This is a genomic window from Desulfuromonas sp., from assembly GCF_002868845.1.
Classification (GTDB): Bacteria; Desulfobacterota; Desulfuromonadia; order Desulfuromonadales; family BM501; genus BM501.
Genome location: NZ_PKUB01000004.1, coordinates 79,566 through 94,881, shown reverse-complemented (window position 1 = coordinate 94,881; position 15,316 = coordinate 79,566). Strand labels below are relative to the sequence as shown.

Genomic DNA, 15,316 nt, shown 5'->3' with positions numbered 1-15,316 from the left:
GATCTCCTCATCCAGGGCATAGCGTATCTTATACCCTCTATCGACCAGAAGATCGAAGGCTTCGCTTCGGGCCTCTTCGCGTTTCTCCGGAGAGAGCTCACCATGGAACTTAACCTGCGAAGGCAAGATTTTTTCGGCCGCCCGCTGGAGTTCATAAACGGTAACAGGAACCCCCCCGACCCTGGCAACAAGGGCCTCCGCCGCCAAAACATTCTGGGGGATGGAGCAATTCACCAAAAAGACAGCCAGAAAAACAGGGAACAGCAACCGAACGAAAGCCATTGATTTTCTCCCATACTGGTTTGAAAAAAGGGTAGTCCTGAAAGCCCGAACAAAAAAGATGGCCGGCTTTCGAAAAGAACCTGGTCCAAGACACAAAAAAGGCGACCCATCAGGGTCGCCTCCTTGTGATCTGGCGGGGCTGACGGGACTCGAACCCGCGACCTCCGGCGTGACAGGCCGGCGTTGTAACCGACTCTACTACAGCCCCTCGTGTACAATTCAAAGCAAGGCCATTAAGCCTTACAAAGTGGTGGGCGAAACAGGGCTCGAACCTGTGACCCTCGGCTTGTAAGGCCGATGCTCTCCCAGCTGAGCTATTCGCCCAAGGGTATAAAATGGCGGGGCTGACGGGACTCGAACCCGCGACCTCCGGCGTGACAGGCCGGCGTTGTAACCGACTCTACTACAGCCCCGCAGAAGAAAATAGGAAACAGAAAATAGGCGAATTCGTACTGCAGGAAGGCGGCTATTTTCCGTTCCCTAATTTCCTTAAACAGAAACCCGCTTAGCGCAGCGGATACCCGAAACTACTGTACAGCGTCTTTCAGAGCTTTGCCAGCCTTAAACTTGGGAGTCTTGGCGGCGGCAATCTGAATCTTCTCACCAGTCTGGGGGTTCTGACCGGTACGGGCAGCGCGCTCGCCGACGCTGAAGGTACCGAAACCGACGAGGGCGACCTTCTCACCAGCCTTCAGGGCCTCTGTCACGGCATCGACAAAGCCCTTGAGAGCCTTCTCTGCATCAGTCTTGCTCAGCCCCGCCTTTTCCGCCATCGCATTAACAAGGTCCGCTTTAGTCACAACATACCTCCCAATTAGGAATTATTAAAAGCACTGCTGAAAGCGCGCTATTTATAGCAAACTTCAGAAAAGAGTGTCAAGAGAATATTTGCCTGAAAGCCTTAAATTTAGTGACGTACCGGCTCCTCGACAGCAGGCTTCAGGTCGGGACCCTCGGGCCTTCCCCCAATGGGGGCCGCAACCATGAGAGCCTCCTCGAGGACCTGGTCCATGTGGGAGACGGGCATAACATCGAGAGCCTTGAGGATCTGAGGGGGAACGTCCTCCAGGTTCTTCTCGTTCTACTGGGGGATAACAACCCTTGTAATCCCAGCCCTTTTGGCCGCAAGGAGCTTCTCCTTGAGACCGCCGATAGGCAGAACCCTGCCGCGAAGGGTGATCTCCCCCGTCATGGCCAGATCCCGGTCAACGACCCGCCCGGTCAACGCTGAGGCCAGGGCCGTGGCCATGGTGATGCCGGCCGATGGCCCGTCCTTGGGGATGGCTCCCTCGGGGACATGAATGTGAATATCGATCTTGGAGAAAAAATCTTTTTCCAAGCCGAGCTCCTTCCACCGCGAGCGCACGTAGGTCATGGCGGCCTGAGACGATTCGCGCATCACCTCTCCGAGTTTTCCAGTGACGGTGAGCTTGCCCTGACCCGGGAGGATGGCCGTCTCGATGGTCAGCAATTCGCCGCCGCTCTCGGTCCACGCCAGACCGGTGGAAAGGCCGACCCGGTTCTCCTCTTCCTTCACCCCATAGCTGAAACGGGGCACCCCGAGATATTTTTTTATCTGCAGGGCGGCGACCTGATAGCGTTTCTTCTTGTCTTTGGCCTTGACGACTTCCCGGGCGATCTTGCGGCAGATATTGGCGATCTCCCGCTCCAGGTTGCGAACCCCGGCCTCCCGGGTGTAGCGGCGGATAATCTCGTAGAAAGCCGTATCGGAAAAACTGACCCGGTCGGCGGGCAGCCCGTGGGCCTCCAATTGCTTGGAGAGGAGATAACGACGGGCGATGTTGAGCTTCTCCTCTTCGGTATACCCCTCGATGCGGATGACCTCCATGCGGTCCTGAAGGGGCCGGGGAATGGAGTACAGGGTATTGGCCGTCGCAATGAACAGCACGCTGGAGAGGTCGTAGTCCACGTCGAGGAAGTGATCCCCGAAAGTGCTGTTCTGCTCGGGGTCGAGCACCTCAAGCAGGGCCGAGGAGGGATCACCCCGGAAATCGGTGCTCATCTTGTCCACTTCGTCCAGAAGAAACACCGGGTTCTTCACCCCGCTTTTGCGCAGGCCCTGAAGGACCTTGCCCGGCATGGCCCCGATATAGGTGCGGCGATGACCGCGGATCTCCGCCTCGTCGCGCACCCCGCCCAGAGAAATGCGGGCGAACTTGCGCCCGAGGGAACGCGCGATGGAACGCCCCAGGGAGGTCTTGCCCACCCACGGCGGCCCGACCAGGCAAAGGATGGGCCCTTTGATCTTCCGGACCAGGGCCTGAACGGCCAGGTACTCGAGAATCCTCTCCTTGACCTTCTCCAGGCCATAGTGGTCGGCCTCGAGTATCTCCTCGGCTTGTACCAGGTCGAGGCGGTCCTTGGTCCCTTTTTTCCAGGGAAGGGAAACCAACCAGTCGATGTAGTTGCGCACGACGGTGGCTTCGGCCGACATCGGGGACATCATTTTCAGCTTGCGCAGCTCCCCCATCGCCTTGTCCGTGGCCTCCTTGGACATGCGCTTCTTCTCAATCTTCTCCTCGAGCTCGCGAATCTCCTGCTTGAACTCGTCCTTTTCCCCGAGTTCCTTCTGGATGGCCCGCATCTGCTCGTTGAGGTAGTACTCCTTCTGGCTCCGCTCCATCTGGCTCTTGACCCGGTTGCGGATCTTTTTCTCGATCTGAAGGATCTCAACCTCCCGCTCCATGAGAGCGAGAAGGCTTTCGAGGCGCTCCCGGGGATCGAGCAGGGCCAGAATCTCCTGCTTGTCGGGGATGCGCACGTTCAGATGGGCGATAATGGTGTCGGCCAGGCGCCCTGCGTCGCTGACCCCGCTCACCGAGGAGAGGAGTTCCGGGGGAACCTTCTTGCTCAGATTGACATAATTCTCGAAGGTGTCGTTGACCGAGCGGATCAGGGCCTCGGCCTCCGGAGAATCGACATCCCCGTCGGACAATTCATCCACCTCGGCAAAAACGCACTCTTCCTTGCTGACGAAGGATCCGATGCGAGCCCGCCGCTTCCCTTCGACCAGAACCTTGACCGTGCCATCGGGCAGCTTAAGCAACTGGATGACCTGACCGAGGGTTCCGATATGGTAAAGGTCGTCCGCCTCGGGTTCGTCGGTCTTGGGATCCTTCTGGGTGGCCAGGAGGACCATCTTGTCCTTCTCCATGGCCCCCTCGAGGGCGTTTATGGAACGGGGCCTGCCAACAAACAGGGGAGTGACCATGTGAGGAAAGATGACAATATCCCTCAGGGGGAGCAGGGGATAGAGCCCCTTGTCGCCCTTCTCGCTCTTTGAGCGTTCAATATGGTCTGCCATGGCTATCAGCTACCTTTGTGAGAATTATGGAGCGTAGAGAATAAAAAGGCGAAAGGATGGGCGTCCTTTCGCCTTTATCCGATCAGGCCGATTCGGCACATTCGTAAAGAATGATGGGGCGGGCGTTTTTGTGGATGACGTCCTCGTTGATAACCACCTCCTTGACCCGGTCCTGAGAGGGGATATCGTACATCACGTCGAGCATGGCGTTCTCAAGGATGGACCGCAATCCGCGGGCCCCGGTCTTTCTCTTCAGGGCCTCCTCGGCGATGGCCACGAGTGCGCCGTCGGTGAACTTGAGATTCACCTTCTCCATTTCAAACAGCTTCTGATACTGCTTCAGGAGGGCGTTCTTAGGTTCCTTGAGGATCTGGATCAGGGAATCCTCGTCCAGCTCGTTGAGGGTCGCAACCACGGGGAGGCGGCCGATAAACTCGGGAATCAGGCCGTACTTAAGCAGGTCCATCGGCTCGACCTGGGCAAGCAGCTCACCGAGTTTCTGCTCCTGCTTCTTCTGCACCTTGGCGCCGAACCCCATCGATTTGGCCCCCGTGCGCTGGGCGATGATCGTCTCCAGCCCGGAGAAGGCTCCGCCGCAGATAAACAGGATATTCGTGGTATCGACCTTGAGAAACTCCTGCTGCGGGTGCTTGCGACCGCCTTTGGGCGGCACGCTGGCCATCGTCCCTTCGATGATCTTGAGCAGGGCCTGCTGAACCCCTTCGCCCGAGACGTCCCGGGTAATGGAGGGCGAGTCCGACTTGCGGGCGATCTTGTCGACCTCGTCGATATAGATGATCCCCTTCTGGGCCCGTTCCAAATCGTAATCGGCGGACTGAAGGAGGTTAAGGATGATGTTCTCGACATCCTCGCCCACATACCCCGCCTCGGTCAGGTTGGTGGCGTCGGCGATGGCAAAGGGAACGTTGAGCACCCGGGCCATGGTCTGGGCGAGCAGGGTCTTTCCGCTGCCGGTCGGGCCGAGCAGAAGGATGTTGCTCTTCTGCACCTCCACGTCCCCGAACTTGCCGCCGTGTTCGACCCGCTTGTAGTGGTTGTACACCGCCACGGCAAGGACCTTCTTGGCCCGCTCCTGGCCGATGACGAAATCGTCAAGGACGTCCTTGATCTCGGAGGGCCGGGGCAGCTTCCCCCCTTCCCCGCTTTCCGAGTCCTCGAGCTTGGCTTCCTCGGCGATAATGTCCTTGCACAACTCGATGCACTCGTCGCAGATGTAAACCGCGGGGCCGGCAATGAGTTTTTTGACCTCGTCCTGCGCTTTGCCGCAAAAAGAACAGGTCAGCTGTCCGGATTGACCGTCGTTCTGACTCACGTAATCGTCTCCGCTCGTAAAGATCAGGCTTTTCTCTGAATTATGTCGTCAATGATACCATACTTTTTGGCGGCTTCGCTATCCATGAAGAAATCCCGCTCGGTATCGACTGATATCTGCTCCAGGGGCCGACCGGTATGCTCGGCGAGCATGCGATTGAGGGCCTCGCGCATCTTCAGGATCTCCTCGGCGTGGATCTTGATGTCCGAGGCCTGTCCCTGGTAGCCGCCCAGGGGCTGATGAATCATCACCCGCGCATTGGGAAGGGCAAAGCGCTTGCCCTTGCTTCCGGCGGCGAGCAATACGGCGCCCATGCTGGCGGCCTGCCCGACACAGATGGTGGAGACGGGGGCCTTGAGGTATTGAATGGTATCGTAGATCGCCAGACCGGCAGTAACCACGCCCCCGGGCGAATTGACGTACAGATGGATGTCCTTGTCCGGATCCTCTGACTCCAGAAAGAGCAACTGGGCGATAATCAGGTTCGCCATGTGATCCTCTATGGCACCCCCGACGAAGATGATCCGGTCCTTGAGCAGGCGGGAATAGATATCGTAGGCACGCTCTCCGCGACCGGTCTGCTCCACCACCATGGGAATCAGGCTCATTGGCTTACTCCTTGTCGGTGTCCCCGTCCTGCCCGGACAACTGGTCTTTGTTGACCTCTTCGATGATCGATTGATCGAGTAAAAATTGCAAGACCTTTTCCTCCACGATCTGGGACATCAGACCGCGGCGCGCCTCTTCGGCGCCATAGTACTTCTTGACCGCGTCCAGAGGGGCGTTGGACATCTCGGCGATGCTCTAGAGCTTGCCGTCGATCTCGCCCTCTTCCACGGAGACATCCTCCTGGCGACCGACCGCCTCGAGAATCAGGCTGCCCTGCACCTGGCGAACCGCTGCCTCACGGTACATCTGCTTGAAGGAGTCGTCGTCCATGCCGAGCATCTCCATGGTCATGCCCTGATTTTTCATCCGGTTGCGGACATTGTCGAGCATGAAATCGAGTTGCTTGGACACCATGGCCTCGGGCACATCGACAGAGTTGCGCTCGATGAGAGCCCCCATCAGCCGCTCCTGCAGATCACCGTCGATACGGTTCTGCTCCTGGGTCCGATAGCCTTGGTCGACCTTCTCCCTCAGCTCCGCCAGAGACTCGAGACCGAAGCCCTTGGCGAACTCATCGTCGAGGGCCGGCAATTCTTTCACCTTGATCTCCTTGATGGCCACTTTGAAAACCGCCGGCTTGCCGGCCAGTTCCTTGTTGCCGTACTCCTCGGGAAAGGTGACCTCGATCTCGCCCGCTTCGCCACTCTTCATCCCGACGACCTTCTCTTCGAAACCGGGGATAAAGGTGCCCGACCCGAGTTCCAGCACATGCCCTTCGGCCTTGCCGCCCTCGAAGGCCTCGCCATCGACGAAACCCTCGAAGTCAATGGTCACGAAGTCGCCGCCCTTGGCCTGTTCCCGGTCGGGGACAGTCATCTGCGATCGCTGAGCCCGCATCTCCTCGATGCGGTCCACGACCACCTGCTCGTCCGGATCGAACGTTTCTTTCTGCAGAGAAATGCCTGAGTAATCCTTCGCCTCGACTTCGGGCTTCACCTCGACCTCCGCCTCATAGGTAAAGGGCTTGCCCTTTTCCAGGGGGCTGCTGTCGACGATCTCCGGGTCGGAAACGGCGGGAACCTTGTGCTCGACGAGGGCCTTGAAGTAGGAGTCGTTGATCAGCCGGCCCAGAACCTGCTCCTCCATCTGGGGAGCATAGTGCTTCTCAAGAATTGACCGGGGAACCTTTCCCTGGCGGAAGCCCTTGACCTTGGCAGTCTTGGCGATCTTCTGGTAGGCCTTTTCGATCTCGGCGCCTACCTGCTCGGCATCCACCTCGAAACTCAGTTTTTTCCTGATGCTGCTGATCTCTTCAATGGTGACGTTCATACCATGCCTCTCCATGCAGTGACTGGATGGTTATAAAAAAAAGCGAACCGCAGACGGGCGCCTGCGGGCACGTAACATGATTTCATGGGTATCGTGCGCGGGTGGGAAAAGGAAGATGGTGCGAGAGGGGGGATTCGAACCCCCACGGTTGCCCGCTGGATCCTAAATCCAGTGCGTCTGCCAATTCCGCCACTCTCGCAAAGGGACGTGATCAAAAACACCCTGCGTATCAAACGGTTAACGGGTCCAACCGCGCCGGGACCGGCCAGGAGACGATATCGCCCGAGCCAGTCCTTCCCAAAGCGGCGCCGCAGACCACTCCGGCAGCGAAGCTGCTTACTCGTCGTTGAATACAAAAAAGCCCGTCTTTTTACTGCCCTGCGGCCGAAGCGCCACACGTGTCGTAACGGTAAAAAGGCGGGCCAGAAACGTTAAATGGGGTGAGTGAAGGGGATCGAACCCTCGACAACTGGAGCCACAATCCAGTGCTCTACCGACTGAGCTACACCCACCACAAAACGACCGTATATTAGCTAAGAAATCCGATCATTGTCAATGGGAAACTTGCGCTTCCCCCCTGGAGACGAAAATGGCGCGCCAGGAAGGATTCGAACCCTCGACCGACGGCTTAGAAGGCCGCTGCTCTGTCCAACTGAGCTACTGGCGCGCTGGTCGGGGCGACTGGATTCGAACCAGCGACCCCCTGCTCCCAAGGCAGGTGCGCTACCAGGCTGCGCTACGCCCCGAAGCGACAATACTTAGCACGCCGTTCGGAAAAAGGTCAACCTATTTTTTCCCGACAAAACCGGTCGCGGCGACGACACCGGGAAGGGTCCTCCCCCAAGCCAAAAGGCATACTCCAGTCCCTCCGTTCCCGGCACCCCATGGCCCCACCCCTCCGAGGCCTGCGCCTGGGATACTGTATACATTCCACAACAGCCCACAGAACGCCACACGTCCACACAAGTGACCGATTATATTGAAGTTTTTATTATGGTTAAAATTTGAGCAAGACGTTATTTCCTTCAATGTTTTGACACGTTCCGGGTCTCGGGGGGAGGGTTTCCCGGGCCTTTTCCACAGCGCCTGTGGATAAGAGGAGAAAGGCCTTGAGGTAACGACAAAATCACCCGACCGGACTCCGCCGGGTCCTTCCCCCCCCCCACCCCGGCCAACGCGAGAGAAACTTTTATTCCTCAACCACAAGCGGCACCCTCCACACAACCGGCAAACTTGAAAAGAACCGGTCTTTTGGCAATCTTAAGACACATAAAGGATGGTCCAGAAAAAATCGCACCGGGGATACATACACACCCAACCGGGGACACCACGAAACCGTTTCCGGAGACCGCCCGAAGGGCATGCCCCAAGGCGACACCGGCCGGCCACGACCGGCGCTTCTTCATCGAGAGGCGGAGAACCTTCCGAACCTTGCGACCGAACCGGCAACAACCACGAAGGAGCTGACCAACCAGGTTTCCAGAGATGAGAAGGAGCCTTCCCATGCGACGCATCGCAACCGCCTGCCTCACCCTTGCCCTTATCGGATGCTCGGCGCCCGGCGCCATGAGGGGCGCCCTCCCCTCGCCCGGAGCCGAAACCGGAGACGTCGCCGCGGCCGACCCGGAGGAATGGAGATGGGAGGAGGACCTCGACGACGAGATTCCCCTCGCAGTCTACGACCCCATCCAACCCTTCAACCGCGGGGTGTTCTGGATCAACGACAAACTCTATTCATACCTCTTCAAACCGGTCGCACGGGTCTATCGCGTCGTTCCGGAACCGGCGCGCACTTCCGTATCCAACGTCTTCTCCAACCTGTCCACCCCGGTCCGTTTCGTCAATGCCCTTCTTCAGTTCAAGGGCACCCTGGCCGGTCACGAACTGGCCCGCCTCTTTGTCAACACCACCTTCGGCATCGGCGGCCTGTTCGACGTGGCGAAAACCTACGGGGGACTGGCCAAACACGATGAAGACTTCGGACAGACCCTCGGCCATTACGGCGTCGGGCCCTGCTTTTACCTGGTCCTGCCGGTACTCGGCCCGGCCAACCTGCGCGACGGCGTGGGCCGGGTGGCGGACCTGTTTCTCGACCCACTCTACTATCTCGGCACCAGCGGGGAGGAAGAGGGCCTGGCCATCGCCCTGCGCGCCTGGGATTTCGAGAACAGGCTTTCCCTCGACAAGGACACCTACGAAAGCATCAAAGAAGAGCAGATCGATCCCTATCTATTCATCAGGGACGCCTACGCCCAGCGGCGCGAAGCCCAGATCGAGAAATGACCGTCCGGGTCACCCCCCCGGCGGAGGAAGAGAGGGGAAACCGCAATGGACAAGCGAAAGATATCCATCATGACTGCTGCGCGGCTCTTATTTCTAGCGGCCCTCCTGGTTCCGCACATAGCCTGCCCGGCGACGGCCGAACCCACCGGCCCGCTGGAACAGGTAAGGCAAACGGTGGAACAAGTGCTGACCCTTCTCAGGGACCCGCCCCCATCACCGGAGGCGCGCAGGCAGGCCCTGACCTCGACCATCCGCAGCCGCTTCGATTTCCAAGTCATGGCGCAGGGGACCCTGGCCCAGAACTGGAAAACAGCCACAGTCGAGCAGCGGCAGCGGTTCTCGGCTCTCTTCGCCGACCTTCTCGAGGCCTCCTACCTAGGACGCATCGAGGCGTATACGGACGAGAGGGTGGAATATGCCGGCGAGAAAACGCTGGGGAAAAGGGGCATCGTCGACACCGTAATCGTCACCTCCAGCTCCGAAATCCCCATCCGCTACAAGCTCATCCTGAACCGTGACAGGTGGCTGGTCTACGACGTGGTCATCGAAGAGGTCAGCCTGGTGAGAAACTACCGCAGCACCTACGGGGAAATCATCCGTACAGAAGGGATGGAGGAACTGCTGGCCAAAATGGAAGACAAACTCAAGGACCTGCAGAGCGCCAGAGAGGTCAACGACGCGCTGCAACGCTAACCTCTAGAGCCCCCTGCCGCACCGGCCAGAAACTAAATCCGGCCGATCCGGCACCCGTCCGTGCCGCATCCACCCTCCGCGAGAGAATCGTCACCGCCGGAACCGCTGGCAATCCTAAACACCAACATCCTTCTTCCAACCAAAAGCTCCGGAATGACCGCGGAGCTTTTGGTTTTTCCTCCCGGCACATAAAAAAAAACAACAATAACCTCATCCATCATGCTCCACTAAAAGTTGGACAAAAATCATTTGACTCAAAAGGCATTATTGAATAGTCTATTGTCGATTTATAGCGTGCTGGACAAACTTCCAGTCTGTCAGCAATACACACAACACTCAATCTGGTTTCTTCTTAAAGAGGTCGAGAAGATGAAGGATTACCATAGACATCTTCTGGGGTTGATTGCGTTTTTCTGCCTTGGAATCCCTTTTCCGAGCGCCGCAATCGAAAAACCGACCCTAGTCTTCCCCGAAAACCAAAGTGTTATCGTCCAGAAAAAGATACAGGTCATTGGCCTCGCCCCGGAAGGCGTGGGCCAGGTCACCGTCCGGGTCCGGGGGGGCAAAGCCCTTGACGGCACGGAAGTCCCCGTCGCACAAGGCGCTTTTTCCTTTCAGGTCAAGCTCGGCCGAGGCATGAACACCATCGAAACCCTGGGGGCGGACCAGAAGGTCACCTCGACCCTGCAACTCTTCCAGGCTAAAACCGCGGCCAAGGCCCCGGAAGGATTTGCCCTCTACACCATGCACGCCGGCGACGACCTCGTCGGCGACTGCCAGGCATGCCACATTTTTCGGCGGCGCGGCAAGCCCTCCTATACGAGAATCCGTCCGGACAGCACCTGCAGCACCGGAGAATGCCACCCCAACTTCGACCAGGCCAAGTTCCTGCACGGCCCCGTCGGGGCAAAAAGCTGCACCGGTTGCCACAACCCGCACGGCTCCCAGAACCCGGTCTTTTTATCCAGGACCGACCAGGACCTCTGCTTCGCCTGCCATACCGGCGAGGAGAGTCGTTTTGCCGGAAAGGTCCTCCATCAGCCGATGCAGCAGGGCGAGTGCCTCACCTGCCACGACCCCCACCAGTCCGAAGTCAAGTTCCAGCTCAAGGGAGATTCGCAGGAAGCCCTGTGCCGCTCCTGTCACGGTGGCGAACGCAGCAACCACAAATACCTGCACGGCCCGGTCGGCACAGGCAACTGCGTGGCCTGTCACAATCCCCATGCCAGCGACCACGCCAACCTCCTGTACCAGGAGAAAGACAAGATCTGCTTCATGTGCCACCAGTACCGCATGGAGGAATTTTCCCGGAAACACATCCACCAACCGGTCCTGGAAGGGTGCGGAGTATGCCACGACCCACACGGTTCGGAGACCCGGCACCAACTCCGTAGCGACCTCACCAAGCGGGCCCAGGGTCAAATCGCCCCCTGCCTGTCCTGCCACGAGGAGATCAATCCGGAGCTCTCCGACCAGATCCTCAAGGCCAAGGTTGCCCACCACCCCGTACAAGAGGGCAACTGCACCGCCTGCCACACGCCCCACGCATCCAACTACGAACATCAGCTCAAGGCGCCGCTGACCGAGATCTGCTATACCTGCCACATGGAAATCGGCCAGGCGGTGACCGAAAGCGAGTTCAAACACGGTCCCGTCCTCACCAGCGACTGCTCCGCCTGCCACAAGGTCCATGGCTACAGTTACAGCCGGCTGCTGACAAACGATTTTCCCACCGAATTCTACACCCCGTACGCCACGGAAAAATACGGCATCTGCTTCAACTGCCACAACGAAAAGGTGGCCCTGAGCAAGTGGAGCAAAGAGACCCAGTTCCGAAACGGCAACCGCAACCTCCACTACCTGCACGTCAATCGCGAAAAGGGTCGCAACTGCAAAGCCTGCCACGAAGTCCACGCCGGCGACCAGGAACGCCACATCCGGGAGGAAATCCCCTTCGGCAGCAAGGGCTGGAGCTACCCCCTGAGCTACACGGTCAACCCCACCGGGGGCGGCTGCGTCGTGGGCTGCCACCGTCCGCTGACCTACGATCGCAACGAGCCGGTGAAGTACTGAGCAACTGAACGGGGAAATCGGACAGGTTGATCCTTCCCGATCCCGGCGCAGTACGAACTCTCCCCTGGCGACCTCTCGATCCAACAGAAAGAAACGGAACATATCTCGATCATGAAACTGTTATGCGCCCTCATGGCGGCATGGCTCACTGTCACCATGACCCCATATTGCGTCCCGGCCCTCGCAGAGGAGACGACCGAGGCCGAGTTCCTGGAAAAACTGCCCAGCGACCTCGCTGATGCCGTCCTGGCCACGCGCCTTGAAGTCGGAGGACAGATTCCCGACTTCAGCCTTTCTCCCGGAATGGACAAGAAGCCGGTTACCCGCGAAAGCCTTCGAGGCAAACCGGCCGTGCTCGCCTTTTTCGCCCTGGACAACGAGATCAGGCAAAACCGGGCCATAGAAATGGTTTCTGCCCTCGGCAGCCTTCGCCGGCAGAGCGGCGAGACGGTCAATATTTTCGCCATTTGCAGCGACCCCAAGGGGTGCGATCCCGCTGTTTTAAAGAAAGCCTCGGACGGCCCGATCCCCGTCCTAGACGACGCCGAGCGGACGTCTTACACGCTCTTCGGCATATTCATGATGCCCACGGCCCTGGTCATTTCCGCCGAGGGTGAACTTGTCGCCAAACTCCCCTTTGCCGCCGACCTCGAGGAAACCCTGAAGGGTTGGCTCCGGGTGGCCCGCGGAGAAATCACCGCGGCCGAGCTCCAAGCCTTATCACAGGTCGACAGAGGACCGGAAAAGACCGCCGAGGAGAGACAGGCCCTTCACCACCTCGGCCTGGCCAAGGTCATGCTCAAGCGCAGGATGTATCCCCAGGCCGTTCAAGAGTTCGCCGCGGCGGCCAAACTGACCCCGGCCGACCCGTCCCCCCTTGTCCAGGGCGGCTTCGCCCTGATCAAAATGCAGGACTGGAAAAATGCCGAAACCAAGTTCAACCAGGCCCTCGACATGGACCCGGACAGCCTCGAAGCCGTAGCCGGGCTCGGTCTGGCCCTGCACCGGCAGGGCCGGGACGAAGAAGCCCTGCCCGAACTGGAAGATGCCGCCGCCACGGTGAAACCCCTGCCCGAGGTCCTGGTCGCCCTGGCTGAAATCTACACCGCCTCCGGCAAAAAAGACCTCGCCCTGCAGAACTATGCCAAGGCAGCGAAAAAACTCCTTTCCGACCTGGAGCGCTGCGAAAGCAATCTCATCGACGCCCCTCCCCCCGCCCAATAGGCCTCAGCACGGATCCGACAGAAGACCCGACAACCTCTTCGGGGCCGTGCCGGGGCGCCCCGGCACGGCTCCTCTCTTTCAAAGACCGCCCCAGACCGCAGCCCGCTTCCTCCGCCCCCCCCCAGCCACGCAGGACTCCGTCCCTCCGAAAGGCTTTCCGAAGCGCCTCGACGTCCTGCTCCCCAGCGCCTCTTCGCGCCTGCGTCAGAGCGACCGCTCTGCGGCCACCGTCATATCGTTTGCAATGGTCAGACCCACACCCGGAAGATCCCTGGTGCAGGCCCTTCCGACCCCTCCCCCGGCGGCAGGAGGGGCCGCGTTGCGACGGCCTCACCGGCCGAGGACGCCGGCCCGACTTTGGTTCCGGCTGTTGCTCCCAAAAGAGAAAAGCCCGGCTGGGAATCCCAGCCGGGCTTTTCTCATGGTTCGTTATCCGCCTGGTTTAACGGATCAGGTCGTGCGCGATGTTATGGCAAGCTCCGCAGGAGGGAAACTTGCTCAACATGCCCTCCGAGTGGGGCGCATCGTGGCAGTCCGTACACATGGGGACGTTGCCATGGGTATCTTCGTGGCAGACCGCGCATTCCAGCTCATGATGCATGGTCGTATTTGCCTGAAGGAGCTCGTAGGCATCGTCGTGGCAAGCCGCACAGCTCTTTGAAGCAATATCGGCGGCATAAGCGACGGGCATCGGATTATGGGCCTTGTGGCAGGACACGCAGTCCGCCTGAACCATGGTCTCGGCATGGGGCTCATGACAATTGGCGCAGTTGGGGATATTGCCGTGGCTCTCTTCGTGGCAGGTCGCGCAGAGCAGCTCCTCATGCATGGTGCCGCTGGTGCTCAATTCCTGAAGCAGATCCTCATGACAGGCGCCGCAATTGGCCGAAGCGACCTCGGATCCGTACACCACGGGAATCGGACCGTGGGCATCGTGGCACTCGGCACAGGCCGACTGGGCCATATCCTCGGCATGGGGCTCGTGGCAGTTGGCGCACTCGGGGATATTCCCGTGGGTCGCCTCATGACAGGTCGCGCAAAGCACCTCGCGGTGCTTGGCCGGGGTGTTTATCAACGTAGTGTGCACATCATCATGACAGGAGCCGCAGTTCTTCGACGGCAGGTCGTCCGCGTAGGCAACCGCAAGGGGCTTGTGGGCCTGGTGGCAGAGGGCGCAATCGGCCTGCACCATTTCGTCCGAATGGCCGGTATGGCAACGCAGACACTCCGGAACCTGTCCATGCGTGTTGTGGCAGGCCGTGCAGGCCAGTGATGTGTGGAAACTGGGGAAATCCTTCAGCTGGATCCCCTGATCGTCGTGGCAGGTCAGGCAGGGCCCCGTCACATCCTTGCCGAGCAGCATATCGAGAGGCTTGTGAGGATTGGAGTGACAGGCCAGGCACTCTTCCAGCTCGTCGAAGTGCCGCTCCCCGGAGTGGCACTGACCACACTGGGGAATGATCTCCAGGACCATAGGCGGATGCCCTGCGTGGCAGTCCTGGCAGGTGACGCTCGTCTTGTGGGCCATCCCGGCTTCGGCAACGTCCTCGGGGGCGCTCTGGTGACACTTGACACAATCGTCATTGGACAACGTGGGATGACTGCCCGGCTCTATAGCCATGGCCGACCCGGGGAAAAGACCGAACTCTCCCCCGAGAAAGACTGCCAACCCCGCTAAGGCCAATAAAACAAATCCTCTTCCCGCTCGCATCGTACCTCCTTGTTGCATGCTGTTTTTGGGGGCCTTTTCCCCGAAACGCCCGAATAATCAGGCCCGATCCGTCTCATTATCACCTGCCGCCCAGAACCCGGCGCAGCGGCGAGCATCTTTTACCGCGACCCGCTTCAGGGGTCGCACGCATCTTGCATAAAACGACACGGTGGGGCAAATGACACAGCCCCGCCGCACCCCTTTCGGAAAATGGGGCAGATCACCCTCTTCGCCCACCCGGTCGACCAGGGAACCCTCCACCGGGCAGCGACGGGGCATCCCCTCCCCCCTCGCCAAGGCCATGCCGACGGGAGGGACGGAGAAAACGTTTGAATTTCCGGGATATTGGCCAAAGCCGCATCCCGACCCCAAAGGGCATCGAGGAAAGACCTCGGGGCTCGGCCCGTATTGACAATTCCACGATATGCATATTAATATAGGGGCTGTTTCACCG

The 15,316-nt window shown here is 59.3% G+C and carries 11 protein-coding genes, 7 tRNA genes and 1 pseudogene; 5 read left to right on the top strand and 14 right to left on the bottom strand.

Annotated elements, in window-relative coordinates; genetic code table 11:
- Positions 1-285, top strand: a 285-nt coding sequence (locus C0617_RS01190) for a hypothetical protein (RefSeq protein ID WP_291315189.1), incomplete at its 5' end; no start/stop codon positions are given.
- 128 nt (positions 286-413) lie between these two features.
- Here C0617_RS01190 and C0617_RS01185 read toward each other — a convergent pair.
- The 13 genes and pseudogenes from C0617_RS01185 to C0617_RS01125 form a co-directional block, all read right to left on the bottom strand.
- Positions 414-490, bottom strand: a tRNA-Asp gene (locus tag C0617_RS01185).
- A gap of 40 nt (positions 491-530) precedes the next feature.
- Positions 531-606 (bottom strand) — tRNA-Val (locus tag C0617_RS01180).
- A gap of 12 nt (positions 607-618) precedes the next feature.
- Positions 619-695, bottom strand: a tRNA-Asp gene (locus C0617_RS01175).
- Positions 696-809: 114 nt separating this feature from the next.
- Positions 810-1,082, bottom strand: coding sequence for an HU family DNA-binding protein (locus C0617_RS01170; protein ID WP_291315188.1), 273 nt, complete (start codon positions 1,080-1,082; stop codon positions 810-812).
- Between the two features lie 107 nt (positions 1,083-1,189).
- Positions 1,190-3,607 (bottom strand): annotated as a pseudogene (gene lon, locus C0617_RS01165) (endopeptidase La).
- 82 nt (positions 3,608-3,689) lie between these two features.
- On the bottom strand, positions 3,690-4,940 hold the full coding sequence (gene clpX, locus C0617_RS01160) for an ATP-dependent Clp protease ATP-binding subunit ClpX (protein WP_291315187.1): 1,251 nt from the start codon (positions 4,938-4,940) through the stop codon (positions 3,690-3,692).
- A 23-nt stretch (positions 4,941-4,963) separates the two neighbouring features.
- Positions 4,964-5,548, bottom strand: coding sequence for an ATP-dependent Clp endopeptidase proteolytic subunit ClpP (gene clpP / locus C0617_RS01155; RefSeq protein ID WP_291315186.1), 585 nt, complete (start codon positions 5,546-5,548; stop codon positions 4,964-4,966).
- 4 nt (positions 5,549-5,552) lie between these two features.
- Entirely contained in the window at positions 5,553-5,732 is a 180-nt protein-coding gene (locus C0617_RS01150) for a hypothetical protein (RefSeq protein ID WP_291315185.1), read from the bottom strand.
- A gap of 12 nt (positions 5,733-5,744) precedes the next feature.
- On the bottom strand, positions 5,745-6,878 hold the full coding sequence (tig, locus tag C0617_RS01145; RefSeq protein ID WP_291315184.1) for a trigger factor: 1,134 nt from the start codon (positions 6,876-6,878) through the stop codon (positions 5,745-5,747).
- Positions 6,879-6,994: 116 nt separating this feature from the next.
- Positions 6,995-7,077 (bottom strand) — tRNA-Leu (locus C0617_RS01140).
- Positions 7,078-7,314: 237 nt separating this feature from the next.
- Positions 7,315-7,390 (bottom strand) — tRNA-His (locus C0617_RS01135).
- A gap of 78 nt (positions 7,391-7,468) precedes the next feature.
- A tRNA-Arg gene (locus tag C0617_RS01130) sits at positions 7,469-7,545 on the bottom strand.
- Between the two features lie 2 nt (positions 7,546-7,547).
- Positions 7,548-7,624: transfer RNA gene (locus tag C0617_RS01125), tRNA-Pro, on the bottom strand.
- A gap of 757 nt (positions 7,625-8,381) precedes the next feature.
- Here C0617_RS01125 and C0617_RS01120 point away from each other — a divergent pair.
- The 4 genes from C0617_RS01120 (at position 8,382) to C0617_RS01105 (ending at position 13,151) form a co-directional block, all read left to right on the top strand.
- Positions 8,382-9,161, top strand: coding sequence for a VacJ family lipoprotein (locus tag C0617_RS01120; protein ID WP_291315183.1), 780 nt, complete (start codon positions 8,382-8,384; stop codon positions 9,159-9,161).
- A 45-nt stretch (positions 9,162-9,206) separates the two neighbouring features.
- Positions 9,207-9,854 (top strand): ABC transporter substrate-binding protein, encoded by a 648-nt coding sequence (locus C0617_RS01115; RefSeq protein WP_291315182.1) that lies wholly within the window; start codon positions 9,207-9,209, stop codon positions 9,852-9,854.
- Between the two features lie 531 nt (positions 9,855-10,385).
- The gene (locus tag C0617_RS01110) at positions 10,386-11,927 is read left to right on the top strand and encodes a cytochrome c3 family protein (RefSeq protein ID WP_291315181.1); all 1,542 of its coding nucleotides are present in this window, start codon (positions 10,386-10,388) and stop codon (positions 11,925-11,927) included.
- Positions 11,928-12,038: 111 nt separating this feature from the next.
- On the top strand, positions 12,039-13,151 hold the full coding sequence (locus tag C0617_RS01105; RefSeq protein ID WP_291315180.1) for a tetratricopeptide repeat protein: 1,113 nt from the start codon (positions 12,039-12,041) through the stop codon (positions 13,149-13,151).
- 442 nt (positions 13,152-13,593) lie between these two features.
- Here C0617_RS01105 and C0617_RS01100 read toward each other — a convergent pair whose 3' ends face one another.
- Entirely contained in the window at positions 13,594-14,772 is a 1,179-nt protein-coding gene (locus C0617_RS01100) for a cytochrome c3 family protein (protein ID WP_291315179.1), read from the bottom strand.
- Between the last annotated feature and the right edge of the window lie 544 nt (positions 14,773-15,316).

Coding starts and splice junctions, on each gene's coding strand:
- clpP (WP_291315186.1), bottom strand. CDS start 5,548: ATGAGCCTGATTCCCATGGTGGTGGAGCAGACCGGTCGCGGAGAGCGT.
- tig (WP_291315184.1), bottom strand. CDS start 6,878: ATGAACGTCACCATTGAAGAGATCAGCAGCATCAGGAAAAAACTGAGT.
- C0617_RS01150 (WP_291315185.1), bottom strand. CDS start 5,732: ATGTCCAACGCCCCTCTGGACGCGGTCAAGAAGTACTATGGCGCCGAA.
- C0617_RS01100 (WP_291315179.1), bottom strand. CDS start 14,772: ATGGCTATAGAGCCGGGCAGTCATCCCACGTTGTCCAATGACGATTGT.
- C0617_RS01115 (WP_291315182.1), top strand. CDS start 9,207: ATGGACAAGCGAAAGATATCCATCATGACTGCTGCGCGGCTCTTATTT.
- C0617_RS01120 (WP_291315183.1), top strand. CDS start 8,382: ATGCGACGCATCGCAACCGCCTGCCTCACCCTTGCCCTTATCGGATGC.
- C0617_RS01105 (WP_291315180.1), top strand. CDS start 12,039: ATGAAACTGTTATGCGCCCTCATGGCGGCATGGCTCACTGTCACCATG.